The organism is Citrobacter sp. MGH104 (assembly GCF_001034485.1).
GTDB lineage: Bacteria > Pseudomonadota > Gammaproteobacteria > Enterobacterales > Enterobacteriaceae > Citrobacter > Citrobacter freundii.
The window spans coordinates 3,306,991-3,332,101 of the sequence record NZ_KQ089818.1 but is presented as its reverse complement, the minus strand read 5'-3'; the positions used below and the strand labels follow the sequence as shown (position 1 = coordinate 3,332,101).

26 protein-coding genes, 1 tRNA gene and 1 riboswitch are annotated in these 25,111 nt (G+C 49.6%); of the genes, 18 read left to right on the top strand and 9 right to left on the bottom strand.

The window, feature by feature from the left end:
• Nucleotides 1-40: 40 nt before the first annotated feature.
• The 3 genes from SK34_RS15600 to deoD all read right to left on the bottom strand — a co-directional run bounded on the left by SK34_RS15600 (nt 41) and on the right by deoD (nt 2,870).
• Nucleotides 41-874: a nucleoside-specific channel-forming Tsx family protein gene (locus SK34_RS15600; RefSeq protein ID WP_003846871.1), complete on the bottom strand. Its 834-nt coding sequence runs from the start codon at nt 872-874 to the stop codon at nt 41-43.
• Between the two features lie 86 nt (nt 875-960).
• Nucleotides 961-2,124, bottom strand: a complete 1,164-nt coding sequence (tsgA, locus tag SK34_RS15595) for an MFS transporter TsgA (RefSeq protein WP_016149894.1) — start codon at nt 2,122-2,124, stop codon at nt 961-963.
• A 38-nt stretch (nt 2,125-2,162) separates the two neighbouring features.
• Complete coding sequence (gene deoD / locus SK34_RS15590; RefSeq protein WP_003035940.1) at nt 2,163-2,870, bottom strand: purine-nucleoside phosphorylase; 708 nt, start codon at nt 2,868-2,870, stop codon at nt 2,163-2,165.
• A gap of 317 nt (nt 2,871-3,187) precedes the next feature.
• Between deoD and SK34_RS15585 the strand changes: the two genes are divergently transcribed.
• From SK34_RS15585 to SK34_RS15550, 8 genes are all read left to right on the top strand, one after another.
• Nucleotides 3,188-3,697, top strand: a complete 510-nt coding sequence (locus SK34_RS15585; RefSeq protein WP_008320248.1) for a GNAT family N-acetyltransferase — start codon at nt 3,188-3,190, stop codon at nt 3,695-3,697.
• Nucleotides 3,698-3,939: 242 nt separating this feature from the next.
• Nucleotides 3,940-4,163, top strand: a riboswitch (cobalamin riboswitch).
• Nucleotides 4,164-4,384: 221 nt separating this feature from the next.
• A complete protein-coding gene (locus SK34_RS15580; protein ID WP_003035934.1) occupies nt 4,385-5,437 on the top strand; it encodes an ABC transporter substrate-binding protein in 1,053 nt (350 codons plus the stop codon).
• Nucleotides 5,438-5,503: 66 nt separating this feature from the next.
• Nucleotides 5,504-6,571: a FecCD family ABC transporter permease gene (locus SK34_RS15575; RefSeq protein WP_003836829.1), complete on the top strand. Its 1,068-nt coding sequence runs from the start codon at nt 5,504-5,506 to the stop codon at nt 6,569-6,571.
• Complete coding sequence (locus SK34_RS15570; RefSeq protein ID WP_048233415.1) at nt 6,568-7,383, top strand: ABC transporter ATP-binding protein; 816 nt, start codon at nt 6,568-6,570, stop codon at nt 7,381-7,383. Before SK34_RS15575 ends, SK34_RS15570 begins: the two co-directional genes overlap by 4 nt.
• A 10-nt stretch (nt 7,384-7,393) precedes the next feature.
• Nucleotides 7,394-7,834, top strand: coding sequence for a pseudoazurin (locus SK34_RS15565; RefSeq protein WP_003035925.1), 441 nt, complete (start codon nt 7,394-7,396; stop codon nt 7,832-7,834).
• Between the two features lie 27 nt (nt 7,835-7,861).
• Nucleotides 7,862-8,413, top strand: a complete 552-nt coding sequence (petA, locus tag SK34_RS15560; protein WP_003846882.1) for a ubiquinol-cytochrome c reductase iron-sulfur subunit — start codon at nt 7,862-7,864, stop codon at nt 8,411-8,413.
• Nucleotide 8,414: 1 nt separating this feature from the next.
• Entirely contained in the window at nt 8,415-9,575 is a 1,161-nt protein-coding gene (locus tag SK34_RS15555; protein ID WP_048233413.1) for a cytochrome b, read from the top strand.
• Between the two features lie 2 nt (nt 9,576-9,577).
• Complete coding sequence (locus SK34_RS15550; RefSeq protein WP_048233411.1) at nt 9,578-10,381, top strand: cytochrome c1; 804 nt, start codon at nt 9,578-9,580, stop codon at nt 10,379-10,381.
• 154 nt (nt 10,382-10,535) lie between these two features.
• Here the strand turns inward: SK34_RS15550 and SK34_RS15545 are convergent.
• Nucleotides 10,536-10,623: transfer RNA gene (locus SK34_RS15545), tRNA-Ser, on the bottom strand.
• Between the two features lie 142 nt (nt 10,624-10,765).
• Nucleotides 10,766-12,394, bottom strand: coding sequence for an ABC transporter substrate-binding protein (locus SK34_RS15540; RefSeq protein ID WP_003836832.1), 1,629 nt, complete (start codon nt 12,392-12,394; stop codon nt 10,766-10,768).
• Between the two features lie 271 nt (nt 12,395-12,665).
• Between SK34_RS15540 and yccA the strand changes: the two genes are divergently transcribed.
• Nucleotides 12,666-13,325, top strand: coding sequence for an FtsH protease modulator YccA (gene yccA / locus SK34_RS15535; RefSeq protein WP_003035917.1), 660 nt, complete (start codon nt 12,666-12,668; stop codon nt 13,323-13,325).
• 88 nt (nt 13,326-13,413) lie between these two features.
• Nucleotides 13,414-13,743: a sulfurtransferase TusE gene (tusE, locus tag SK34_RS15530; protein WP_003035914.1), complete on the top strand. Its 330-nt coding sequence runs from the start codon at nt 13,414-13,416 to the stop codon at nt 13,741-13,743.
• On the opposite strand, the gene yccX is transcribed toward tusE, so the two are convergent.
• Nucleotides 13,740-14,021, bottom strand: coding sequence for an acylphosphatase (yccX, locus tag SK34_RS15525; RefSeq protein ID WP_003836833.1), 282 nt, complete (start codon nt 14,019-14,021; stop codon nt 13,740-13,742). The genes tusE and yccX overlap by 4 nt on opposite strands.
• A 94-nt stretch (nt 14,022-14,115) precedes the next feature.
• Here yccX and rlmI point away from each other — a divergent pair, with 94 nt between their 5' ends.
• Nucleotides 14,116-15,306 carry a 23S rRNA (cytosine(1962)-C(5))-methyltransferase RlmI gene (rlmI, locus tag SK34_RS15520; protein WP_048233409.1) on the top strand — a complete coding sequence of 397 codons (1,191 nt, stop codon included), beginning with the start codon at nt 14,116-14,118 and terminating at the stop codon, nt 15,304-15,306.
• A gap of 57 nt (nt 15,307-15,363) precedes the next feature.
• Nucleotides 15,364-15,681, top strand: coding sequence for a heat shock protein HspQ (gene hspQ, locus SK34_RS15515; RefSeq protein WP_003035905.1), 318 nt, complete (start codon nt 15,364-15,366; stop codon nt 15,679-15,681).
• A 61-nt stretch (nt 15,682-15,742) separates the two neighbouring features.
• On the opposite strand, the gene SK34_RS15510 is transcribed toward hspQ, so the two are convergent.
• Complete coding sequence (locus SK34_RS15510) at nt 15,743-16,156, bottom strand: CoA-binding protein (RefSeq protein WP_003035903.1); 414 nt, start codon at nt 16,154-16,156, stop codon at nt 15,743-15,745.
• 172 nt (nt 16,157-16,328) lie between these two features.
• Here SK34_RS15510 and csgI point away from each other — a divergent pair, with 172 nt between their 5' ends.
• Both csgI and mgsA read left to right on the top strand, forming a co-directional pair.
• Nucleotides 16,329-16,991, top strand: a complete 663-nt coding sequence (csgI, locus tag SK34_RS15505; RefSeq protein ID WP_003836835.1) for a curli synthesis inhibitor — start codon at nt 16,329-16,331, stop codon at nt 16,989-16,991.
• Between the two features lie 93 nt (nt 16,992-17,084).
• Nucleotides 17,085-17,543, top strand: a complete 459-nt coding sequence (gene mgsA, locus SK34_RS15500; RefSeq protein ID WP_044700753.1) for a methylglyoxal synthase — start codon at nt 17,085-17,087, stop codon at nt 17,541-17,543.
• A 32-nt stretch (nt 17,544-17,575) separates the two neighbouring features.
• On the opposite strand, the gene helD is transcribed toward mgsA, so the two are convergent.
• Complete coding sequence (gene helD / locus SK34_RS15495) at nt 17,576-19,630, bottom strand: DNA helicase IV (protein WP_048233407.1); 2,055 nt, start codon at nt 19,628-19,630, stop codon at nt 17,576-17,578.
• A gap of 125 nt (nt 19,631-19,755) precedes the next feature.
• On the opposite strand from helD, the gene SK34_RS15490 reads away from it, so the two are divergent.
• Entirely contained in the window at nt 19,756-20,202 is a 447-nt protein-coding gene (locus SK34_RS15490) for a YccF domain-containing protein (protein WP_003035892.1), read from the top strand.
• A gap of 18 nt (nt 20,203-20,220) precedes the next feature.
• On the top strand, nt 20,221-22,374 hold the full coding sequence (gene yccS / locus SK34_RS15485) for a YccS family putative transporter (protein ID WP_032941200.1): 2,154 nt from the start codon (nt 20,221-20,223) through the stop codon (nt 22,372-22,374).
• Here the strand turns inward: yccS and SK34_RS15480 are convergent.
• Nucleotides 22,352-22,966 carry a TfoX/Sxy family DNA transformation protein gene (locus SK34_RS15480; RefSeq protein WP_003035889.1) on the bottom strand — a complete coding sequence of 205 codons (615 nt, stop codon included), beginning with the start codon at nt 22,964-22,966 and terminating at the stop codon, nt 22,352-22,354. The two genes, yccS and SK34_RS15480, sit on opposite strands and share 23 nt — an antisense overlap.
• Before the next feature lie 217 nt (nt 22,967-23,183).
• On the opposite strand from SK34_RS15480, the gene sulA reads away from it, so the two are divergent.
• Nucleotides 23,184-23,693, top strand: coding sequence for an SOS-induced cell division inhibitor SulA (sulA, locus tag SK34_RS15475; RefSeq protein WP_003035886.1), 510 nt, complete (start codon nt 23,184-23,186; stop codon nt 23,691-23,693).
• Between the two features lie 357 nt (nt 23,694-24,050).
• Nucleotides 24,051-25,109 (top strand): porin OmpA, encoded by a 1,059-nt coding sequence (ompA, locus tag SK34_RS15470; RefSeq protein WP_003836839.1) that lies wholly within the window; start codon nt 24,051-24,053, stop codon nt 25,107-25,109.
• Nucleotides 25,110-25,111 lie beyond the last annotated feature (2 nt).

Sequence of the window (25,111 nt, the reverse complement as noted above, 5' to 3'; positions counted from 1 at the left end):
CCATCTCCGTAGAGAAGGTTGGTGTGTCAGTTCAGCGCAATCAGAATTTATAGGTAAGGTTGAAGTAGTGACCGAGTCCGGTGGTGCGCCCTGCTCCGCCGTGATTTTCCATCAATGCCATATTGCGGAAATACTTCAAGCCATAACCCACCGCATAATGCTCTGAATGCCAGTAGATACCGTTATACCATTCAATCGCGTTATTGCTGTATAACGGTTGATTAGCAATCTTGTTAGCGGCGAACTGATAGTCAAAGTAACCCTGATAGTTCAGGTAGCTGCCGTTAGCAAAGGTATAGAACGGCGTCGACCAGTTGGTCGAGAACATGTAGCCATCCCACTTGCCTTCGTTATCCGCACCGTAGTTTTCACGCACATAATGCGCATAGATGTTCATTCCCACCAGACCAAACCACGGAACCTTAACATCTGTGCCCAGACCGACATAATGTTCAAATAATTCCCGGTCGCCAATGTTATTTACCGTTGCGATATAGAATTCGTTAAATGGCCCAACGGATAAATCTTTATTTAAAATAGCATCCAGGGAAAAACGTGGGGATATCTTGGCGAAAAAGTTATCGCCACCATGGCGGTCATCCTGCTTGCGGTCAAAAATATCAAAGAAATCGACATAACCATACAGATCGATAACTCCGGAACGCGCCCCAAACTCCAGTTCCAGATAAGTGTCATTACGAATACCATAAGGCACTTTCGCATCCACACTTTGCATTAAGTTCATCTGCATCCAGTTAAAATCATTTTTACGGACGTTGCCATCGGTATAATCAGCAGCAAGCGCTTGCGTACAGCTCATTGCAACGATTGCGCCCAGAACTGTTTTTTTAATCATTGATTTATTCTTCATCATTTTCAATTCCTTTGAGCAAGGTTGAGTGTCGCCCCACCAAATAAATGGTGTGGCGACTGACTATCTAATTAGAGAGGTAAGTGTTATTACTGTGCTTTGTTACGTTTAAGTTTTAATGTACCCATCAACATGATAAAGATTATTAAATATAATACTGGTATTGCGTACATAATTTTCTGCAAGCCCATTGTTTTTTCCATTAGCGCACTGATCGCTGGACTAAACATAGCCCCGGCGCTACCGCTAATTAAAATATATGAAACATTCTGACTACTTGCGCGCTTCACAAATGAAACTCCGTAGGCAATAAAGGAGTTATACAGCGCCGCACAGACGAATCCGTAACTATAAGCCAGATAATCAAGCCCCGAGATGTTTTCTTTCGTTACAATAATGGTCGTAATAACGCAAGCGAGCAAAATAATACTCAACAGGAAATAATGTATCCTCACTCGAGAAACAATGACAGTTGATACTAGCGCCCCAACCAACGCCGCTCCCCAGTATTGGGTAATAATATTACCGGCTTCTTCAAAAGGAATGCCAAATTTGTTCTTCACAAATAATGGTGCCCAGGTCAGGAAGGTATACAGCGCCAGCATACCTAAGAACAGACCAATACCTCCGCTAATAATCCCTGGGTTCCACTCAGACTTCACCGCGTCTGTCCGATCCTCCGCAGACGCAGTTTCACAGGCAGTAAAACGAGTGAGCGCCACCACACCTAACGTAAGTAAGGCCACCATGCCAACACTTAGATAGCTGTAACTCCATGACATATTGTGCGTCAGGGCGTAGGTGGTGATCAGCGGGAAAACCACGCCTGCGACGTTAAAGGTGGCGTCTTGTACCACCAACATTGTACTTTGAATGCGATCCTGCCATACCGAAACGACAATCGTTCCTGCCACACACAGGCCAATCCCACCGCAAAAGCCCACCAAAGTCATGGCAACCATCACTGGCCATAAGCCGGGGCTTAAGTGCATTGCCAGCGAACAGAGGAACACTATCGAATAGATAATAAACGTCATTCGCTTGACGCCAATTTTTTCTATCAGGAAAAAGGCGGCGATGGTCCCCGCTAATGCCCCACCGTTAAGCAGCGAAAATATCGAGGCAACGGTATTCACATCAGCACTGTAACGTACCGCAATCGGTTCAATCAGCATTCCAAACTGACTGGCAAACCCCGCCATAATAAAATTTGCCAGAAAACTAATCAGTGTAAGTGCTATTTTATTCTTCATATAATGACATCCCTGATTGGTTCAATTAAAAGCCAATGCTAAGCCGTAACGGCTGTATTTAGCGCCAGCTCAATCATATTTTTAAAAGTTAATTGTCGTTCCTCTGCCGTGGTTTCTTCGCCTGTCAGGCAATGATCGGACACCGTTAAAATAGCCAGTGCTTCAATATTAAATTGGTGTGCTAAGGCGTATAAGCCGGCCACCTCCATATCCACACCCAGTACACCAAACTTTTCCAGTGCAGGAATGAGGTTTTCGTCAGGATCGTAATAAAGATCGCCACTGAAAACATTACCGACCTTAATGTCGATTCCGGCCTTCTGCGCCAGCATCCACGCCTGTTGTAGTAATGGGAAGTGAGCGGACGTCGCCATCGTGTAGCCCGCGCTACGTTTTAAATTTGTGACAGAGTCCGTTCCGGCAGCGAGAGCCAGAATAATGTCGCGCATTTTGACATGCGGTTGTGTTGCCCCCAGGCTACCGACGCGAATAATTCTCTTCACATTAAAATCATGTACCAGCTCATGGGCGTATAGCGTCATAGACGGAATACCCATACCGTGTCCCATCACCGAAACAGGTTGACCAAAATAAAGACCGGTATAGCCCAGCATATTACGCACGTTGGTAACTTCGCGGTAATCCATAAGATAATTTTCGGCAATAAATTTTGCGCGCAGCGGATCGCCCGGCATAATCACAGTTGGCGCAAAATCACCCGCTTTAGCATTAATATGTGCAGTCATAACAATTCCTGAATTATGGGTATTGGAGATATGCAGGGATTGTAACCAGACGTTTGCAGAGGATTGAGGACAAAAGTCCTGCTCAAAGGATCGGCCTCTCATTTCTGAGAGTTAGAGTTGCAGGCTTAGGATGCAGAGGAAAACTATGCCCCGGCAACAGTTAGGAAAAGCAAGACCCAGAACAATAAAAGAACAGATTAGCCCCCAAATCGCTGGTGACTACCGCGTTGGCGCGAGTAGCCATAGCAGCGTCAATATTGTTTTGAAAATGGTCTTATTGTTATTATCGTATTCCACTCTAAGCTTGGATGCCTGCCATGACCCGATTAAGGTTTAGTGAGATGACTCACGCCGATATACCTGCTGTTCAGTCGTTCCTTATTAAGCATCTTAATTTGTTCTTCAATGCCGGGAGAGTCATGCCTGCTGCTGAAGAAGATATCTTCGATCTCAGGCAGCAGTATATTTTGCAAGAAAGAAATCTATTACTTTGCGCATGGAGTGAAAAACAAGAGCTCATCGCTACACTTGCGGTATGTCAATATGATGATCGTATCACTGAGCTACGTGGGCACTATAATTTGCCTGAAACGGCAGAAATTTGTCGTTGCTACGTGGATGCGCGCTACCGCAGACAGGGAATCGGAAGCCGGTTGTTTGCTTTAGCTCAAATGTTCTGCCAGCAGCAAAAATATAAAACCTTATATCTTCATACTCATCATTTCTTGCCTGGAGGGTATCATTTTTGGTTGCGTAAAGATTTTAGCGTCGTTATGGATATGCAGGATGAATGGCAATTGGTACATATGCAGAGATCACATTATTAAATTAACCCAACGCTAATTAACTGCGTTATTGATAACGATCAATATGATTAAATTGAAAAAATAAAACCGTGTTTATAGTTTGATCAATATCAATCAATTCTCATTTAGCTTTTTATTGTTATTTTCATGTATACATCCGAGATAAAGGATTTAAGCATAACCAATTGTAAAACATAACAATTTTACCAAAGGTGTGAGGTTTTCCCTGTTTATTCATACGGTTGACCTCGTTAACAATTGCCGTTAGAGTCGCTTTTGACAGCATTTCATTACATTTTTGTATATGAATAGGAATATGGTGAGAATTATTCAATTCAATTCCATAACTGCCCCCGCAACTGTAGGCGGATGCAGAATATCCTTGTGTGGTTAATAAGCCACAGGTCACTGTAAAGCTCGTCTTTATGGGAAGGCTGATATTCTGATTACCGTGAGTCAGGAGACCTGCTGTCAACGATGTATACCATTAAGTGGACGGGATGGTCCATGGGATGAATTATTTGACGTAAGCAGTAGTGTATTTATGAATAAGATTTTGGCTAAGTAAGGCTTATTTGCATTTGTTGCATATCTTCATTCTTAAAATTCACGATTTAATGTCATCTATCTTCATGTCTCCTCCCGATATATGGAATGAAATGAGCCATGACCAGACTTTAAGATTCTGGCATCAACGGGACGATGATAATGCACGCTAATTCTACATTTTTCTCTTCTAAAAAAACGCTTCTGGCTATTGTTGGAACCACTGTACTGTTGACTTCCGGTTTTTCTAACGCGGCAAAAACCGAATATCCTCTGACGATTAAAAACTGTGGACGCGATATTACCTTTAATCAGGCACCAACGCGCGTGGCAACCGTGGGTCAGAACAGTACCGAGATTCTCTATTCACTGGGGCTGGCCGATCGCGTCGTGGGTACTTCGTTGTGGTTTGGCCCGGTACTGGATGCTTACAAAGCAGCAAATGAAAAAGTTGCCGTCATTGCGCAAAATATTCCCAGCTTTGAAGGAATTGTGGCTAAAAAACCAGATCTGGTCGCCAGCCAGTTTGAGTGGCAAATCGGCCCTGCTGGCACAGTTGCCTCATACGAACAGTTTAGTGAACTGAAGGTGCCCGTTTACACCGCGCCAGCTGACTGTGCTAAGGATAACGAAGATGGGGGTGATGGTGTTCGTAAGGGCATGTTTGATATTGCCATGGTGTATCAGGAAGTCGCCGATCTGGCAAAAATTTTTGATGTTCAGGATAAAGGCGAAGCGCTGATTGCCAGCCTTAAAGCGCGTGAATCAGCAGCAAAAAATAAAATTACCGGCATGGATAAGAATGTTTCTGCCGTGTTCTGGTTCTCAAGCGCCGATTTACAGCTCGATCCTTACGTTGCCGGGAAGTTTGGCCCAGCAGCATGGATAGCCCAAACGCTGGGTGTGAAAAATGTCATTGATTCTGCTGAAGAGTGGCCAACGGTGGGCTGGGAAACCATCGCTAAAGCTAACCCTTCTGTCATTGTGCTCGGTGAGATGAGCCGCCGACGCTTCCCGGCAGATGACTGGAAGATCAAGATGGAATACCTCCAGTCCGATCCTGTCACCAAACTGATTCCTGCCGTCAAAGAAAACCATCTGCCGGCCATTGACGTGCAGACAATGAATGCCGGGATCAGAACTATTGATGGGGTGGAAAAACTGGCTGACGCTCTGGTTGAATATGGCTTAGCGCATCCGCAGGCTGCTCATTAATCTACATTTTGCGCTATATCACGGCACGGTATAGCGCATCTCCGTTACTCAGGAACGCAGATAATCATGAGTGATTCTCGCAGGATGCGTCGCGCTGTTGGTCAGCTTGCGGTGAGAGTCGGTGGTCATGCCGTTTGGGTCAGTGCGCTGATGTGTTGCGTACTGCTGGCGGGGATTTCCATCGGCGAAACGTTTATCCCCTGGCGGCACGTACTCAGCACGTTGGCAAATCATCTTTTCGATACCCACTATCCTGTCGATGCACTGGATGCGGGGATCGTCTGGAACTACCGCCTGACCCGAGCACTGGTCTCAGCAAGCTGCGGCGCCTGTCTGGCTGTTTCCGGCGTAGTGTTGCAGTCGTTGCTGCGCAATGCGCTCGCCGAACCTTATCTACTGGGGATTTCTGCCGGAGCATCTACCGGTGCGGTGCTGATTGCGCTCACGGGACTGGGGGCTGGCATCATCAGTATGTCTTTAGGGGCGTTCATTGGTGCGCTGACGGCATTTCTGTTCGTTGCGCTATTGGCGATGGCCGCTGGCGGTAAACAAGGCGGCGGGATTACAACCCAAATCATTCTTGCCGGGATCGCCAGTTCGCAACTGTTCAATGCGATTACGTCGCTTATCATCACCCGCTCAGCAAACGCCGAGCAAGCACGCGGAATTATGTTCTGGTTGTTAGGCAATTTGAGCGGTGTACGCTGGCCCGATGTTGTCTTAGCTATTCCTACCGCTCTGGTCGGTATTGCGCTGTGCTTCTGTTATGCCCGCCACCTTGATGCGTTCTCCTTTGGCGCTGAATCCGCGGCATCGTTGGGCATTCCAGTCAAACGTACTCGCGCAGTACTGATTGCTGCTGTCACCGGTATGACAGCGATTATGGTCTCCATTGTTGGTGCGATCGGCTTTGTCGGTCTGGTGATCCCTCATGCCGCTCGTTTGCTGGTCGGCAACCAGCATCATCGACTGCTGCCGGTTAGTGCGCTTACCGGCGCCATTTTCCTCATTGTCGCCGATGTTATTTCTCGCACGTTACTACCCGGCCAGGTACTGCCCATTGGGGTAATCACGGCTTTGGTCGGCGCGCCTGCGTTTTCAATCATTCTGATAAGAGGAAACCAGAACAAATGACGGTAAACCTCGTACAGCCACTTGTTACCTCTGCGCAAGCCGTTATTGAAGCCTGCAATCTGCGTTGGAAGGTAAAGGGTAAGACGATTGTTGATGATATTTCTCTCCGCGTAACTCCCGGCGAGTTTGTCGGTATCATCGGTCCCAACGGCTCGGGCAAAACGTCACTGATTTCACTGCTGGCCGGTTTGCTGAAGCCGACTTCCGGGCACATCACTCTGCGGCAAAAAGCGCTCCAGCACTATTCGCGGCGTCATCTTGCACAACATGTGGCGCTGGTCGAACAACAGGCTGAAACCAGCGAGCGGCTTACCGCTTTACAAGCCGTTTCTCTGGGACGGACCCCCTGGCTTAGCCTGCTCACCCCCTGGTCTGCCAAAGATGACGATATCGTACAAACGATGCTGGAGAAGGTCGATCTCAGTGAATTACAGCACCGCTGCTGGCATACCTTTTCCGGGGGAGAAAAACAGCGCCTGCATATTGCACGGGCGCTGGCGCAGCAGCCGCAATTGTTGCTGATGGACGAACCCACCAACCATCTCGACATTCAACATCAGATTGGCCTGCTGAGTCTGGTTAAACGTGAAAAGCTCACGGTGATTGCTGCTCTGCACGACCTTAATCATGCCGCAATGTTCTGCGATCGCATAATCGTAATGACCTCCGGACAAATGGCGATGCAGGGTAAACCTTGCACCGTTTTTACCCGCGAAAATCTCCATGCCTGGTTTGGTATCGACGCCGTTGTCGAACATGAAGCGGGTAGTGAAAACTGTTTTATTCGTTATCAAAGACCTGATGAATTTTAAGGAAGAATCGATGAAATACCTCAAACAGAGTCTGAAAGTTTTGTGTTTACTCGCCCTCGCCTCTTCAGCCTTCGCGCAAACTCACGAAGTGTTGATGAAGAATCGTGGGTCTGCGGGGCCGATGGTCTACGAGCCGGATTATCTGGAGATCCAACCCGGTGATACGGTGAAGTTTATCCGTAAGCATAAGAGCCACAACGCGGCTTCAATTGCTGAATTGTCTCCAGCTGACTATCCCGGTTTCATGGGAAAAATAGATGAAGAGATCGAGGTGACTTATGACAATCCTGGATTTTACGGCATCAAATGTTCACCGCATTACGCTCAGGGCATGGTGATGATGATTAAGGTTGGCGATACCACGTTACCGGATAGCTATCGGGCATTCAAAGCGCCAGGTATTGCTGATAAGCGCTTTCAGGAAATTTACGCGCGTATCGACAAACAATAATCCGCATTACTCTGGGAGAAATACAAGGTGGCAGATAAAAAACTTGCAGATGGCGAAATCCAGGAACAGCGTCGGGAATGCCTGTGTAAACTGACGAAATTCGTCGGCGCGGCGGGCGTCGCGGCTGCCGTGTGGCCGCTGGTTTCGGCCTTGAGCCCGGATGAGAAAACGCTAGGGGAAAATGAACCGATTGATGTTTCTCTTGCGGGTGTTGCTGCTGGACAAACCATCAGGCGCATATGGCAGGGAAAGCTGATTCTTATTCACCACCGCACGCAGGAAGAGATTGTCGCCGCCAGAAATACCGACTGGCATACGCTTATTGACCCACAGTCTGACAGCGAGAGGGTCTCTGCGGTTCATCCCCAATGGCTGGTGGTTCAAGGGTACTGTCCACATGCCGGATGTGTCCCCAACGCCCAGCCGGGAGGGCTGGGCTGGATTTGTCCGTGCCACGGCTCGGAATTTGATACCTCCGGGCGCGTGACGCGCGGCCCCGCAACGGCCAACCTGGCAATCCCGGATTACGCCTTTCATTCTGATGGTCAGATCGTGCGTATCGGCACTAAGGAAGCCTGACATGATGAGTGAGCGCGTCTATTCGCTTCGCTGGCGAATTCCTTTTCCTCGTTCGATTGCCGGACTCTGGCTGTTCGCTATCGGCGCAATCCTGCTGGTTATGCTCGGCGTGCAGATCCTGACAGGTATCGTACTGGCGATGTTTTACGTGCCGACAGCCGGGCTGGCATTTGACTCCATTATTCATATTATGCGTGCGGTTCGCCACGGAGAACTGATACGTAATATGCATGCTATTGGCGCATCGCTCTTTTTCTTTGCCTGTTATCTGCATATTTTTCGCGGTATGTACTACAACGTGTACCGCAAGCCCTGGACAACAATGTGGTTGATTAGCGTCACGCTGTATATCCTCCTGATGATAACCGCATTTCTTGGTTATAGTCTTATTTGGGGGCAAAAAAGCTACTGGGCGGCAACGGTCATTACTCGCTTTGCCCAGGCCATTCCGCTAGTGGGTGATACGTTATACGCATATTTAGTCGGTAGCCATACGCCGGGAACACCGATGCTTGGCCGCTTTTTTGTTATCCACTTTATTCTTCCTTTTGTGATTGTCGTGGCAACGGTTTTTCATATACGAACCGTACAGTCAGCGTTTGCCCAGGCGATGAAAAAGAAGTTCAGCGAGAAAGAGTCCAGGAGCCTGTTGTTCGATTACAAAATTACCGATCTCGATGCCATCAAAATCACCCTTTTTTTGATGCTCTTCGCCTGGTTTTTATTCTTTGCTCCGCACTATCTGAGCAGCGCCGATAACTTTATTCCCGCAGACCCAACGATTACACCGGCGATTGTTGCGCCAGAATGGTATTTCCTTCCCTTCTTCTCCATCTTGCGCTGCTTCCCGAATGAATTCGTAGGACTAGCCGCGATGAGCGGTTCGATACTGATTTTCTATTTTCTTCCCTGGCTTGATACCTCCCGGGCTCGTTTTCGCCATTACAGCAAGCTGGTCAAATGCGGATTCTGGCTGTGGGTCATCAATGCCTGCTTTTTAGGCTGGTTAGGATCGAAAGCGCTGGTTGGCCCCGACCTTCTTGACGGTTTTCGTAACGAAGAAGGTTGGATACGTGCCGCGTCCCAGCTTTCGACGCTGATTTGGTTTGCCTGGTTTTTAATCGTATTACCTTGCCGTCGTTTTCTGGAAAAACAGGACTGATAATGAAACGACTATTGAAATTCAGTGTTCTGTGTTTTTCTCTATTGGGACTGGGCTCCACCTATGCGCAAGAAGCCACGCCTGAACGACAGGAATGGAGTTTCAGCGGCATCAATGGCCAGTATGATAAAGAGCAGCTTCGGCGTGGTCTGCAGGTTTATGAAGAGAAGTGTCGCGCTTGTCACGGCATGAAGCACCTTACCTTTCGAACCTTGACCAGATCCGGCGGCCCGGAACTCACGGAAGAAGAAGCAAGAAGTATCGCTAACGGCTATCAGTTTCCTGAGATTCAGGATGACGGCCAGATGGGTGAGCGGGACGGGACGCTAAATGACAGCTTTATATCGCCATATTTAAACGAGCGGGAAGCTCGATACCTTAATAATGGCGCAGAACCTGTTGACCTGAGCTATATCGTCCGCGCCCGCTCATACGATCGTGGATTTCCGCAATTCCTGTTAGATGCTTTTCTGCCCTACACGGACCAGGGAGCTGATTACGTCTACGCGTTACTCACCGGTTATCTGCCTGACGATCCCGAACTGAAGGCTAACCGCTATTTTCCGGGCGGCGTGATTAACATGCCGAAACCGCTGAATAGCGGAGAGATCCAATGGAGTCCGGCGTCACAGAAAGCTGAAACTGAGGAGCAATACGCCAGGGATGTTACCGCCTTTCTGGCATGGACAGCCGATCCGGCGCTCTCTGAACGAAAACAGCAAGGGAATTACGTTATGGGCTATCTGGCTATTATGCTGGGGCTGCTATGGATATTACGACGAATGAAGAGACGTTCGCTCATGTAGCTTTTGCGAGGCGGGGTGATTACTCATTTCACCAGTATTCAACCGGTCAGCAGCACTGTTGCCCTTGCGCGACTAAGACGAGTAAAGAAAGACAAAATATAAACCGAGCAAAACGAAAAAACCCCAAGCTATTTGATAGCTTGGGGTTTATGTTTGGCGGAAGCGTAGAGATTCGAACTCTAGAACCCTTTCGGGTCGCCGGTTTTCAAGACCGGTGCCTTCAACCGCTCGGCCACGCTTCCAATGAGGCGCACTATAAACATCCCGAACGGACCTGTAAAGCACCAATGTGTTCGTTTGCCTGAAAAACAGCCAAAATGTTGTTAATCGACTGAAATAACAACAGATTGACCATTTAATCAGCACAAATACCGGCTACAACGCTTAATGTTTTTTGATGTACATATCTTTGGTGTAGTAATTTCCCCGGTTATCCGGCGCAAATCCCCCCACCCACGGCTTCACCAGATGCGTGCGGACATAGTGGTAAACCGGAATCGCAGGGACATCATCACCTAAAAGATCTTCAGCCTGCTGATAGTATTTGCCTCGTTCTTCCAGTGAATTTGCTTTCGCCGCATTACGCATCGCTTCATCAAAGGCGGGGTTGCTGTACTTGGTAGTATTCTCGCTATCACCGGTACGGAAAATATTGAGGAAACTTGAAGCATCATCATAATCGGCTATCCACGCATAGCGCACGACGTCAAAATTACCGGTGTGCATAGTGTCCAGCATGGTTTTCCATTCCTGGTTTTGCAGCTTCGCCTCGACGCCAAGGTTTTTCTTCCACATCGACGATACGGCAATCGCAATACGCTGGTGCGTTTCGAAGGTGTTGTAGAGCAAATTCAAGCTAAGCGGATGCTCAGGACCAAAACCGGCTTCAGCAAGCAGTTTTTTGGCTTCAGCAATACGTTTTTCGAGCGGCCATGACGCATACTCCGGGGCATGCAGTTTCACCCCACCTATTTCCGGCTGGCTGATAACCCACGCTGCTCGCTGCCCCTGCCCCATCACCTTTTGCGCAATGATGTCTTTATCCAACGCCATATTCAGCGCCCGGCGCACGCGCGGATCATTAAACGGCGCGCGGGTTGTATTGAACTGATAGTAATACGTTGAAAGCTGGGGAGAGACATGCAGTTCATCGCCCATCGTTTTTTTCAGTTGGGCGAACTGATTGACCGGTACGCTATAAACAATGTCGATTTCACCGGCCTTATAGCGGTTTACGTCAGCCGACTCTGAGCTGATGGGCAAATAAGTAACTTTATTAATAACCGTATGCTGATCGTCCCAGTAATGTGGGTTACGCTCGGCAACGATGCGCTCATTGACCACCCATTGCGATAGTTTGTACGGCCCACTGCTGACAAAATGTTCTGGTCGGGTCCACTTGTCGCCAAAACGCCCAATCAGAACTTTATCCAGCGGCACCAGCGATGGATGCGCCAGCATCGCCAGAAACGCCGCCGTCGGTTGCGTCAGGGTAATTTCCAGCGTGGTATCATCCAGGGCTTTGACCCCTAGTGTAGCGGGATCTTTATTCCCTTGGGCAATATCAACCGCGTTCGCAACATGCATATTGCCCAGATACGAAGCATAAGGTGAAGCCGTTTGCGGCGAGACCAGACGCTGCCAACTCCAGACAACATCCTGTGCGGTAATCGCAGAGCCATCAGACCAGGTAATGCCCGGACGTAAATGAAAGGTCCAGATAGTATTGTCTTTATTCTCCCAGGACGCCGCAAGGCGGGGCTCGATAGACCCATCCTGATTGACAGCAACCAGACCGTCGAACATATCGCTGATTAAATTAAACTCAACGTTGCTTTCGACTTTATGCGGATCCAGCGATGCCGGCTCACTGCCATTATTTCTCACCAGTTCCTGCTTTTCAGCCAATGCTGTTCCTGCGGGAACATGAGCTGCCCATGCCGCGCCGTTTATTGATATCACACAGGCGGCCAACAGCGTAAACGTAAATACCTTCGATTTGTGTTGAGTCATTCCCTGCACCTTATTGTTCTGTTTTGTGATGACACCGCAATCACTCATAAAGGGATGCAGTAAATAACGCAATATTTTTCAGTGACCTATAAGATGTCGATCTGACATTTTCAAACAATAAGTGGTAACATCTAATTTAGACACTTTTGCTGAAATAATATGCTTAAGTCTGGCGGGTTAAAATGCGTAAAGATGGGTAAAACCGCTGTGTCATTCCCCTTGATTTCATTATCCTCCATCATTAATTACATCTGTCATAAGAGAGTGACTCATGGATCGTATTATTAGTTCTTCGCGCGACCGTACATCGCTACTCAGCACGCATAAAGTGCTGCGCAATACCTATTTTCTGCTCAGCCTGACGCTGGCGTTTTCTGCCATCACCGCAACGGCAAGCACCGTGCTGATGCTGCCATCCCCGGGTCTAATCCTGACGCTGGTGGGTATGTATGGTCTGATGTTCCTGACATATAAAACTGCGGATAAGCCGGTCGGAATTCTGTCTGCTTTCGCATTCACCGGCTTCCTGGGCTACATTCTGGGACCGATTCTGAACACCTACCTGTCTGCAGGCATGGGTGATGTTATCGGTATGGCGCTGGGCGGCACTGCTCTGGTCTTCTTCAGCTGTTCTGCCTATGTGCTGACCACCCGTAAAGACATGTCCTTCCTCGGCGGTATGCTGATGGCAGGTATCGTGGTGGTGCTGATTGGTATGGTTGCGAATATCTTCCTGCAACTGCCAGCTCTGCATCTGGCCATCAGTGCGGTGTTCATTCTGATTTCTTCAGGCGCTATCCTGTTTGAAACCAGCAATATCATCCGTGGCGGTGAAACCAACTACATCCGTGCAACGGTCAGCCTGTATGTTTCGCTGTACAACATCTTCGTCAGCCTGCTGAGCATTCTGGGCTTCGCCAGCCGCGACTAAGTTGTCAACTCGCACTATCCAGCCCCGCTTATGCGGGGCTTTCTTTTTTGGTAAACTGCCGCCAGTTTGACTAACGTAGTGACAAATTATGTTGATCTTTGAAGGTAAAGAAATCAGTACCGATAGCGAAGGCTATCTGAAAGATACCACGCTGTGGAGCGAGCCGCTGGCCGAGAAAATCGCCGAAAACGAAGGCATTACGCTCTCCGCAGAACACTGGGAAGTGGTGCGTTTTGTCCGCGATTTTTATCTGGAATTTAATACCTCCCCCGCTATCCGCATGCTGGTAAAAGCGATGGCCAACAAGTTTGGCGAAGAGAAAGGCAACAGCCGTTATCTCTACCGCCTGTTCCCAAAAGGTCCGGCCAAGCAGGCGACTAAAATTGCCGGCCTGCCGAAACCGGTGAAATGTATTTAATAACGGATACTAAATCCCTTTAGCTCGTCGCCAGGACGATGGGGTTCGCTGAGAACTCTGTCTACCCTGGCGCTTCGCGGCCCCCCGGCTTTCAACCACTTCATCAGTTGTTCCACCCGGTCACCTTCACCGCAGGCGACAACCTCTACGCTGCCGTCATCCATATTCTTCGCGTATCCGGTCAATCCCAGCCGTTGTGCTTCATGCTGGGTGGTGTAGCGAAATCCTACCCCCTGAACCCGGCCATAGACCCAGGCGATTATGCAGACTTTCGACATTGCGGTTCTCCTTATCATCACAGCGCGCGTTGCAAATATGCGCAAAACTCAGGACAATGGCGCCCATTTCTTTGAATTGACAGAATAGTAAATTATGAGTGTACGTTTAGTGTTAGCCAAAGGGCGCGAAAAATCATTACTGCGCCGCCATCCGTGGGTATTTTCCGGTGCTGTCGCACGTATGGAAGGTAAAGCCAACCTCGGTGAAACCATCGATATTGTTGACCATCAGGGTAAATGGTTAGCACGCGGCGCGTACTCACCCGCGTCGCAGATCCGTGCACGCGTCTGGACATTTGACAAGTCTGAGTCCATCGATATTGATTTCTTCACCCGTCGTCTGCAGCAGGCGCAGACATGGCGTGACTGGCTGGCGAAAAAAGACGGTCTGGACAGCTACCGTCTGATCGCCGGCGAATCCGATGGTCTGCCGGGTGTCACCATTGACCGCTTCGGCAACTTCCTGGTGTTGCAGTTGCTCAGTGCGGGGGCTGAATACCAACGCGCCGCGCTGATTAGCGCTCTGCAAATTGTTTTCCCAGACTGCGCCATTTATGACCGTAGCGATGTGGCCGTGCGTAAAAAAGAAGGTATGGAGCTGACTCAAGGGCCAGTAACGGGCCAGCTTCCGCCAGCACTGCTGCCAATTGAAGAGCACGGCATGAAGCTACTGGTTGATATTCAGCATGGTCACAAAACCGGCTACTACCTCGATCAACGCGATAGCCGCCTGGCCACGCGTCGTTATGTGGAAAATCAGCGTGTGCTGAACTGTTTCTCTTATACCGGTGGATTTGCGGTTTCAGCATTAATGGGTGGCTGCCGTCAGGTCGTCAGCGTTGACACCTCTCAGGAAGCGCTCGATATTGCCCGCCAGAACGTGGAACTGAACAAGCTGGATCTGAGCAAAGCTGAGTTCGTGCGTGATGATGTGTTCAAACTTCTGCGAGCTTATCGCGATCGTGGTGAGAAATTCGACGTCATCGTGATGGATCCGCCGAAATTTGTCGAAAACAAAAGCCAGTTGATGGGTGCCTGCCGCGGCTATAAGGACATCAATATGCTGGCTATTCAGTTACTCAATCCGGGCGGCGTACTGCTGACTTTCTCCTGCTCTGGGCTTATGACCACCGATTTATTTCAGAAAATCATCGCTGATGCCGCAATAGATGCTGGTCGTGATGTACAATTTATAGAGCAGTTCCGTCAGGCCGCCGATCACCCGGTGATCGCTACCTACCCGGAAGGGCTGTATCTGAAAGGGTTTGCCTGTCGCATCATGTAACTTGAAAAGTGGAATATTACCCTTACATAGAGGGTATCTATTTCCCGGGAGGTGACTATGATTGCCAGCAAATTCGGTATCGGCCAGCAGGTCCGCCATTCCCTGTTAGGTTACCTCGGAGTGGTCGTGGATATCGACCCGGAATATTCGCTTGATCAACCGTCAGCCGATGAGTTGGCGGTTAACGACGAACTTCGCGCCGCTCCCTGGTATCACGTGGTGATGGAAGACGATAATGGTCTGCCAGTACATACGTATCTGGCCGAAGCACAACTGAGTAGTGAGCTACAGGAAGAACATCCGGAGCAACCGTCGATGGATGAACTGGCGCGAACAATTCGAAAACAGCTTCAGGCCCCGCGCCTGCGCAATTGATGCAAACACAGACCCGATTAGCTAATCGGGTCTGTGCGTTTTGTTCGGCTACAGATCAACCTTACTTCGCCAGTCCCAGCCGCGGGATCTCAATCGCCGGGCAACGATCCATCACCACCGTCAACCCTGCATCACGAGCCAGTACGGCTGCTTGCTCGTTAATCACGCCGAGCTGCATCCATAGGGTCTTCGCGCCGATGGCAATTGCCTCCTGAGCAACACCCCACGCCGCTTCGGAATTACGGAAGACATCTACCATATCCACTTTCTCTGGTACATCTGCCAGCGTCGCATAGCCCTGCTGCCCCAGCAGTGTTTTTCCGGCAACTTTCGGTGAAACAGGAATAACGTGATAGCCCTGATCGAGTAAATATTTCATAACCCGATAGCTTGGGCGATCGGGTTTATCGCTTGCACCCACCAGTGCAATCGTGCGGGTCGTTGTCAAAATGCCAGCAATATCGGTCTCTTTCATCGTTTTCCTCCAGGCTGTTTAGCAAAGTGTACGACAAACCTGACTTTGCGACCATTCATCCCATACTGGCGCATGAGAGCTAAACTCAAAAATATGTCTATATGTTAGTAAACATGATTATCGAAAAATTTAGATACATCTTATACAGATTTTTTCTGGACAGGAGAAACTTATGAAAGCCGGCATTGTGACAGCCTTAATTGCCCTGTGTTTGCCGGTAACCGTTTTTGCTACCTCTCTACGTCTGTCTAATGATATTGACCTTCTGGTGCTGGACGGAAAAAAAGTCTCCAGCTCATTACTGCGTGGTGCCGAAAGTATTGAGCTGGAAAATGGTCGGCACCAGCTCGTGTTTCGCGTAGAAAAAACCATTCGCCTGTCCAGCCACGAAGAACGTCTGTATATTTCGCCCCCGCTGGTCATCAGCTTTGATACCCAACTCGTCAGTCAGGTTAATTTTCACCTGCCACGTCTGAGCAACGAGCGAGATGCAACGCATTTTGACGATGCCCCACGCGTAGAACTGCTGGATGGGGATTCCATGCCTATACCGGTTAAGCTGGATATTCTGTCAATCACATCCACCGCAAAAATCGTAGATTATGAAATGGAAACAGAGCGCTATAACAAAGCGGCTAAGCATGCGTCTTTACCGCAATTTGCCACGATGATGGCCGATGACAGTTCGCTGCTTTCCGGGGTATCTGAACTGGACCGCGTGCCGCCTCAGTCACAAACGCTGACTGAGCAGCGCTTAAAATATTGGTTTCAACAGGCTGACGCACAAACGCGAAGTAATTTCTTACAATGGGCTGAGAAACAGCCCCCATCGTGACATTTATGTTCGTATACGCATTTTTTTTGTCTTTCTCTTGCAGCGTCAAGTGCTTCCAGTACTCTGTAACAAGGTTAACTTGGGAGCTGTACTATGGAATTAACGACTCGCACATTACCAGCGCAGAAACATATTGCGTTGGTCGCACACGATCACTGCAAAAAGATGTTGATGAGCTGGGTTGAACGCCACCAGCCATTACTGGAACAACACGTTCTGTATGCTACAGGGACAACTGGAAATTTAATTCAACGCGCGACAGGAATGGACGTCAATGCCATGCTGAGCGGCCCAATGGGGGGTGACCAGCAGGTGGGTGCGCTAATTTCAGAAGGGAAAATTGATGTGCTGATTTTCTTCTGGGATCCGCTCAACGCCGTTCCCCACGATCCTGATGTCAAAGCCCTGCTACGCCTGGCCACAGTCTGGAACATTCCGGTCGCCACCAACGTGTCAACGGCTGATTTTATTATCCAGTCGCCAAACTTTAACGACGCAACGGATATCTTGATCCCGGATTACGCCCGTTATCTTGCAGAACGCCTCAAATAAACGCTAAGCAGGCGGCAACTGCCGCCTGCTTTTCAGGGTTTCCGGGTCACCGGAACGTCTAATTGCTTAAGCTCATCAACAAAACATGATGGCGCGTCTTTACTAAACAGTAGCCATACCCGATGCCGCGCACGCGTTAGCGCCACATACAGCAACCGCCTCTCTTCAGCATCAGGAAAATCTTCAACAGCCGGGAGTAACGCCTCTTCCATAATCGACTCACGAGCCGGAGCCGGAAAACCGTCATTCCCGTCATGAAGCCCCATAACAATGACGTAATCCGCCTGCTGCCCTTTGCTGGCATGAATAGTCATAAAATCCAACTGCAGCTTGGGCCAGCGGGTGGCCGCTTTGTCCAGGCTGGCTGGCTTCAGATGATGGTACCGCGCCAGTACCAGAATTCTCTCTTCAGCTTTCACAAAACCCGACAGCTTATCCAGCAACAGATCTAACTGACTTTCATCGAGCAACGTGACGGCTTTTTTATCACCGGTCGTCAGACTGTTCAGCGGTTTCGTGAGCTGATGTGGGTTTTGCTGGATAAACTGGTTTGCGACTTCGCCAATCCGGCTATTAAAACGGTAAGTCGTATCCAGATTACAGCTATCGCCCTCACCAAAATTTTGCTGGAATGCGGTCGTCAGAGAAAGCTGTGCTCCGCTGAACCGGTAAATGGCCTGCCAGTCATCTCCCACGGCAAACAGCGTGGTCTGCGAGTTTTGCTTTCGCAAGGCGGCTAACAGGGCGGCGCGCTGAGGGGAAATATCCTGAAATTCATCGACCAGAATATGTTTCCACGGACTGATAAACCGCCCCTTCTCCAGAATGACAATAGCCTGATGGATCAACCCGGAGAAATCGACGGCATTCTCATCCTTCAGGGCACTCTTCCAGGCCTTGAGCAGCGGCGCCATTAGCTTTATGCGTTTACTGAACAGATCGCGGATCTCCTCCGGAGCATTAGCAATCATCTCCGCCTGTGCTCCACCATGCATCCGCATCAAACTAACCCAGCGATCCAACCGGGAGGCCAGACGGCGCTGTAATTTTTCGTCATCCCAGAAGTTACCTTCGGGTACAGACCACTGCATTTCTTCTTCTAACCATTGTCGCCAGCCTTTAGCCTGAGCCTTTTTCTCACTGCACTGCTGACGCCAGGTCGTTATAAAGAGTTGACTGCGAGCGGCGGCATCATTTTCCAGCTTGCTCACTGTTGGAACTTTTTTGCTACCTTGCGAAATAATGTACAACGCCAGTGAATGGAACGTCCGTGCAGTGACCTCGTCCGTATGCAGACGCTCACGAATGCGGTCATCCATCTCCTGGGCTGCTTTGCGTCCAAACGCCAGCAACAGGATCTGTTCTGGCGCGGCTTCTCCTCGTGCAAGCAGCCAGCCCGCACGGGCGACCAATACGGATGTTTTGCCGCTTCCGGCCCCCGCAAGAACCAATAAAGATTGCTCACCGTTCACTACCGCACGCGCCTGAGCCGGATTCAACGGCGAAGATTCAATATGCTGGAAAAACTCAGCATACTCTTCCAGCATTGCCTCGGTGTACGCCTGATTGTGCTGTAAGCGGCAGGCTTCAATGTCCTTCAACCATGCCAGGCATTGACGTAACGCCTCCCGGCAATTTTCAAATTCTTCCAGCCGATTAACCGGGAGCGGTAACGCGGCAAAGGCACGGCGAATCTGCTGCTGCAGCCCTGACGTTTGTTCGCGCGTCAGCCATTTACTTTCACTAGTACGGGCCGCTATCGCATCCAACTGCTGCTGTAAAACCCCCGCAGCAACGTCACTCATTTCCTGGCTCCACTGTTGCCAGAGTGCATTCAAATGATGATGGAAGCGCTGGGTTTCCGCCCACTCTGTACCGTGAAGACGGACCACCTTCTCATCCGGGAGTACAAACTCCAGCTCGCCCCACACCAGACCACGTTTGCAATGAATAGCCAGTAACTGATTGAAGGGAATAAGATACTCGTGACGATCGCCGGAAACTTTAATCCCGGCATTGAGAATAACGGCCCGATCGTAAGGGTGTTGTGCCAGACGTTTTCCAAGAGAAGTAGCTTTCAGTTCCATAAGACTCAAGCGGATCCACACGAAGAGGTTTGCTTATCAGTGTAACCGCCAGAGAAAACGTGCTCCAGCCCAAAAAAACGTTACAATTGCCGAATTCACAGAAAACCAGAGTTAACCGAGGGTTTATGCGTACTGTTCTGAATATTTTAAATTTTGTGCTTGGGGGGTTCGCCACCACCCTGGCCTGGTTACTGGCAACGCTGGTCAGTATCGTGCTTATTTTTACTTTACCCTTGACCCGTTCATGCTGGGAGATAACCCGACTTTCGCTGTTTCCCTATGGCAACGAAGCGATACATGTCGATGAACTGAATCCTGCCGGTAAAAGCGTCCTGTTGAATACCGGCGGCACCGTGCTCAATATTTTCTGGCTAATTTTCTTCGGCTGGTGGTTGTGTCTGATGCACATTGTCTCTGGTATTGCTCAGTGCATAACGATTATTGGTATTCCGGTTGGCATTGCGAACTTTAAAATCGCTGCCATTGCGCTCTGGCCGGTGGGTCGCCGGGTAGTTTCAGTAGAAGTTGCCCGTGCAGCGCGTGAAGCCAATGCACGTCGTCGCTTTGAATAATCAGGACCAATGGCCTTTATGTTAAGTCCTCTGCTCAAACGCTATACCTGGAACAGCACCTGGCTGTACTACGTGCGGATTTTTATCGCGCTATGCGGTACAACGGCGCTGCCCTGGTGGCTGGGTGACGTCAAGCTGACCATCCCTCTCACGCTGGGTATGGTCGCTGCCGCACTTACCGATCTCGATGATCGTCTCGCGGGCCGACTGCGCAATTTAATCATCACGCTGGTGTGCTTTTTTATTGCCTCAGCCTCCGTTGAACTGCTCTTCCCATGGCCCTGGCTGTTTGCTATTGGGTTAACGCTTTCCACCAGCGGTTTTATTCTGCTGGGAGGATTAGGCCAGCGCTATGCAACCATCGCTTTTGGCGCGTTGCTCATCGCCATTTACACGATGCTGGGCACCTCGCTTTACGATCAGTGGTATCAACAACCAATCCTGCTGCTCGCGGGCGCTATCTGGTATAACCTGCTGACGCTCACCGGACATCTTCTGTTCCCCATCCGCCCCTTACAGGACAATCTGGCCCGCAGCTACGAACAATTAGCGCACTACCTGGAACTGAAGTCGCGTCTTTTTGATCCCGACATAGAAGATGAAAGCCAGGCGCCGTTGTATGATTTAGCCCTCGCTAATGGGCAACTGATGGCAACGCTAAACCAGACCAAAGTGTCGCTGCTGACTCGCCTGCGCGGTGACCGTGGACAACGGGGAACACGTCGCACGCTACATTACTATTTTGTGGCGCAGGATATTCATGAACGCGCAAGCTCCTCACATATTCAGTATCAAACGCTACGCGATCATTTCCGTCACAGCGATGTGATGTTCCGCTTCCAGCGGTTGATGTCGATGCAAGGACAAGCCTGCTCACAATTGTCTCGTTGTATTTTATTGCGCACGCCTTACCAGCACGATCCGCACTTTGAGCGCGTCTTCACCCATATAGATGCCGCACTTGAGCGCATGCGTGCCAGTGGTGAGCCTGCAGATCTGCTCAATACGCTGGGATTCTTACTATCGAACCTGCGGGCTATCGATGCGCAACTGGCCACCATTGAGTCTGAACAGGCTCAGGTGCTCTCGCGCAATGAGTCTGAAAATCAGCTTGCTGATGACAGTCCCCATGGATTCAGTGATATCTGGTTACGCCTGAGCCGTAATTTCACCCCAGAGTCCGCACTGTTCCGCCATGCCGTCCGCATGTCGTTAGTGCTCTGTGTTGGTTATGCCATTATCCAGGTAACCGGCATGAATCACGGATACTGGATCTTGCTGACCAGCCTGTTTGTCTGTCAACCAAACTACAATGCCACCCGACATCGCCTGGCGCTCAGGATTATCGGCACGTTGGTTGGTATTGCCATCGGTTTACCGATCCTGTGGTTTGTGCCCTCTTTAGAAGGGCAGCTAATACTTTTAGTGATCACTGGTGTACTGTTTTTTGCCTTTCGCAACGTCCAGTATGCGCACGCCACCATGTTTATCACGCTGCTGGTATTACTGTGCTTTAACCTGCTCGGCGAAGGCTTTGAGGTTGCGCTGCCGCGTGTCATCGATACGCTAATTGGCTGTGCTATCGCCTGGGCGGCTGTCAGTTTCATCTGGCCAGACTGGCGTTTTCGTAATCTACCACGGGTAATTGAGCGGGCGACTGACGCTAACTGCCGCTACCTTGATGCAATTCTCGAACAATACCATCAGGGTCGTGATAATCGTCTGGCCTACCGTATCGCTCGCCGTGACGCGCATAACCGTGATGCTGAACTCGCCTCCGTGGTGTCAAACATGTCGAGCGAGCCGGATGTGACGGCCCAAACCCGCGAAACGGCGTTCCGTTTACTGTGTCTCAACCATACGTTTACCAGCTATATTTCTGCGCTTGGCGCACATCGCGAACAGTTGACCAATCCAGACGTTCTGGCATTGCTGGATGACGCTGTTTGCTATGTTGATGATGCCCTTCACCATCAACCCGCTGACGAGCAACGCGTATACCAGGCGTTAGAAGGGCTGAAGCAGCGAATTCAGCACCTGGAACCACGCCCGGACAGTAAAGAGCCTCTGGTCGTTCAGCAAGTTGGGTTATTGATCGCTCTGCTCCCGGAAATCCGGCGATTACAGCAGCAAATTGCCGTACTACCTTCTAATACCCCGGTTCCGGCGTAAGAGAACTTACCCACTCCACCAGCTCCTGGCGACGCGTCGCCGGGAGCGCGGCTTCATGTATCCCCCCTACCGCGCCTTCAAGGGCATAGAGTACTTTTACCGTCAGAGCCGGGTTATTTTGCCGAAGTTTCAGCCAGCACATTTGTGCTCCCAACGACCGCATGGTCCCCTCATCTTTAATTCCAACTTCATTCAGCAGAGTCTCCAGATGAAACGTCATATTCGGCAATTCCCGCAGACGATGCTGGGTAAAGCGACTCTGTTTTTCCTTAACCGCTGCATCCAACGAATATCGCGATAACGACACCAGTTGCTGCTGGTTTTGCCACAGGGCATCGTTCACCTGGTAATAATTAAGTACAAGAGGACGTCCTCGCTTAATAAATGTCAGCCAGACAGGAGAATTTTGTACACAATACTGGGCGCTCTGTTCACAGGCGCGAAGATACAACTCACCATTGGCGACCATGGCAAAGACCGTATCGCCAACCGTCAGACTGTAGCCACCAAACAGTGAGCGATAGTGAATTGTCCCCAGAGAAGCCAGATATTCCTGCGATTTATAGATCCTTGCATAAGAAAGCTCTTTCATAAAAATCCTTTTTAAATCATAACGTAAGCAAATGATTTTCAATAGCGGATCCGTTAATGACGAAAATAGGCAACTTATGCGTATGGGGCAAGATGAATTTTATTTTTCCCGTGACGACGACTAAAAATTGCGAACCTGTTTCCGAAAATAAGGTTGATCTTTGTTGATGGCAGGGTTACTGTATATTCATACAGTAACTCACAGGGCTGGATTGATTATGTACACTTCAGGCTATGCAAATCGTTCTTCGTCGTTCTCTTCCGCATCAAGCAACATTGCGCGCGTTTCATCAGAGAACGCAACCGCTGGGCTTATCAGTGAAGTAGTCTATCGCGAGGACCAGCCCATGATGACGCAACTACTGCTGCTTCCTCTGCTGCAACAGTTAGGGCAGCAATCACGCTGGCAGCTGTGGCTGACGCCTCAGCAAAAATTAAGCCGGGAGTGGGTGCAGTCAGCCGGACTTCCATTGACAAAAGTAATGCAGATTAGTCAACTCTCCCCCTGCAATACGCTGGAATCGATGATCCGTGCGCTGCGCACAGGTAATTACAGTGTTGTCATTGGCTGGCTGGCGGAAGAATTAACGGAAGATGAACATGCCGAACTAGTCAAAGCGGCTGATGAAGGAAATGCGATGGGTTTTATCATGCGTCCTGTTTGCGCACAGTCACTTGCGGGGAGACAGCATTCCGGGCTAAAAATTCACTCGAATTTGTATCATTGAGTAAAATTAGGATTTATCCTGGAATTTTTTTTCATGCTTCAATTTGCCTTTGAGCTTTAACGCGTTTTTCGTCCGAACGCCTGTCTCAAGCGGTTTTCAGGAAATCCTCAGTGCATTTAGTCATCAATAAATGTTAAATATTATGTATACAAGCCTTTTTTTTTCATATGCCTGACGGACTTCACACTTGTAAGTTTTCAACTACGTTGTAGACTTTACATCGCCAGGGGTGCTCGGCGTAAGCCGCAGATATCGGTAGAGCAACTATTGAACTGGTCCCCGGGTGAAGGATTTAACCGTGTTATCTCTCTTCGGAGATATTCATGGCGAATTTTGGATGATAACGAGGCGCAAAAAATGAAAAAGACAGCTATCGCAATTGCAGTGGCACTGGCTGGTTTCGCTACCGTGGCGCAGGCCGCTCCGAAAGATAACACCTGGTACGCTGGTGCTAAAATGGGCTGGTCTCAGTACCATGATATTGGCAACAACCAGATCAACAACGCCGGTCCGACCCACGAAAGCCAACTGGGTGCCGGTGCGTTCGGTGGTTATCAGGTTAACCCGTACGTTGGTTTTGAAATGGGTTACGACTGGTTAGGCCGTATGCCGTACAAAGGCTACACCGACCAGACTCATCAAAACGGCGCTTTCAAAGCTCAGGGCGTTCAGCTGACCGCTAAACTGGGTTACCCAATCACTGACGATCTGGACGTTTATACCCGTCTGGGTGGTATGGTTTGGCGTGCAGACGCTAAAAACAACGAAGGCTTCAAAGACCACGACACTGGTGTATCCCCAGTATTCGCTGGTGGCGTAGAGTATGCAATTACTCCTGAAATCGCTACCCGTCTGGAATACCAGTGGACCAACAACATCGGTGACGCGAACACCGTTGGTGGTCGTCCGGATAACGGCCTGTTGAGCGTTGGTGTTTCTTACCGTTTCGGCCAGCAGGAAGAAGCAGCTCCAGTAGTTGTTGCTCCGGCTCCGGCTCCAGAAGTACAGACCAAGCACTTCACTCTGAAGTCTGACGTTCTGTTCAACTTCAACAAAGCAACTCTGAAACCAGAAGGCCAGCAGGCTCTGGACCAGATGTACAGCCAGCTGAGCAACCTGGATCCGAAAGACGGTTCCGTAGTGGTTCTGGGCTTCACTGACCGCATCGGTTCTGACGCTTACAACCAGGGTCTGTCCGAGAAACGTGCTCAGTCCGTTGTTGATTACCTGATCTCTAAAGGTATTCCTTCTGACAAAATCTCTGCACGTGGCATGGGTGAATCCAACCCAGTTACTGGCAACACCTGTGACAACGTGAAAGCTCGCGCTGCACTGATCGACTGCCTGGCTCCGGATCGTCGTGTTGAGATCGAAGTTAAAGGCATCAAAGACGTTGTAACTCAGCCTCAGGCTTAAGT

Coding starts and splice junctions, on each gene's coding strand:
- SK34_RS15585 (WP_008320248.1), top strand. CDS start 3,188: ATGACCCGATTAAGGTTTAGTGAGATGACTCACGCCGATATACCTGCT.
- yccS (WP_032941200.1), top strand. CDS start 20,221: ATGTTAAGTCCTCTGCTCAAACGCTATACCTGGAACAGCACCTGGCTG.
- mgsA (WP_044700753.1), top strand. CDS start 17,085: ATGGAATTAACGACTCGCACATTACCAGCGCAGAAACATATTGCGTTG.
- SK34_RS15550 (WP_048233411.1), top strand. CDS start 9,578: ATGAAACGACTATTGAAATTCAGTGTTCTGTGTTTTTCTCTATTGGGA.
- SK34_RS15600 (WP_003846871.1), bottom strand. CDS start 874: ATGATGAAGAATAAATCAATGATTAAAAAAACAGTTCTGGGCGCAATC.
- SK34_RS15555 (WP_048233413.1), top strand. CDS start 8,415: ATGATGAGTGAGCGCGTCTATTCGCTTCGCTGGCGAATTCCTTTTCCT.
- SK34_RS15490 (WP_003035892.1), top strand. CDS start 19,756: ATGCGTACTGTTCTGAATATTTTAAATTTTGTGCTTGGGGGGTTCGCC.
- SK34_RS15540 (WP_003836832.1), bottom strand. CDS start 12,394: ATGACTCAACACAAATCGAAGGTATTTACGTTTACGCTGTTGGCCGCC.
- hspQ (WP_003035905.1), top strand. CDS start 15,364: ATGATTGCCAGCAAATTCGGTATCGGCCAGCAGGTCCGCCATTCCCTG.
- tusE (WP_003035914.1), top strand. CDS start 13,414: ATGTTGATCTTTGAAGGTAAAGAAATCAGTACCGATAGCGAAGGCTAT.
- SK34_RS15565 (WP_003035925.1), top strand. CDS start 7,394: ATGAAATACCTCAAACAGAGTCTGAAAGTTTTGTGTTTACTCGCCCTC.
- rlmI (WP_048233409.1), top strand. CDS start 14,116: ATGAGTGTACGTTTAGTGTTAGCCAAAGGGCGCGAAAAATCATTACTG.
- SK34_RS15570 (WP_048233415.1), top strand. CDS start 6,568: ATGACGGTAAACCTCGTACAGCCACTTGTTACCTCTGCGCAAGCCGTT.
- helD (WP_048233407.1), bottom strand. CDS start 19,630: ATGGAACTGAAAGCTACTTCTCTTGGAAAACGTCTGGCACAACACCCT.
- sulA (WP_003035886.1), top strand. CDS start 23,184: ATGTACACTTCAGGCTATGCAAATCGTTCTTCGTCGTTCTCTTCCGCA.
- SK34_RS15575 (WP_003836829.1), top strand. CDS start 5,504: ATGAGTGATTCTCGCAGGATGCGTCGCGCTGTTGGTCAGCTTGCGGTG.
- csgI (WP_003836835.1), top strand. CDS start 16,329: ATGAAAGCCGGCATTGTGACAGCCTTAATTGCCCTGTGTTTGCCGGTA.
- ompA (WP_003836839.1), top strand. CDS start 24,051: ATGAAAAAGACAGCTATCGCAATTGCAGTGGCACTGGCTGGTTTCGCT.
- yccA (WP_003035917.1), top strand. CDS start 12,666: ATGGATCGTATTATTAGTTCTTCGCGCGACCGTACATCGCTACTCAGC.
- SK34_RS15480 (WP_003035889.1), bottom strand. CDS start 22,966: ATGAAAGAGCTTTCTTATGCAAGGATCTATAAATCGCAGGAATATCTG.
- tsgA (WP_016149894.1), bottom strand. CDS start 2,124: ATGAAGAATAAAATAGCACTTACACTGATTAGTTTTCTGGCAAATTTT.
- SK34_RS15580 (WP_003035934.1), top strand. CDS start 4,385: ATGCACGCTAATTCTACATTTTTCTCTTCTAAAAAAACGCTTCTGGCT.
- SK34_RS15510 (WP_003035903.1), bottom strand. CDS start 16,156: ATGAAAGAGACCGATATTGCTGGCATTTTGACAACGACCCGCACGATT.
- yccX (WP_003836833.1), bottom strand. CDS start 14,021: ATGTCGAAAGTCTGCATAATCGCCTGGGTCTATGGCCGGGTTCAGGGG.
- deoD (WP_003035940.1), bottom strand. CDS start 2,870: ATGACTGCACATATTAATGCTAAAGCGGGTGATTTTGCGCCAACTGTG.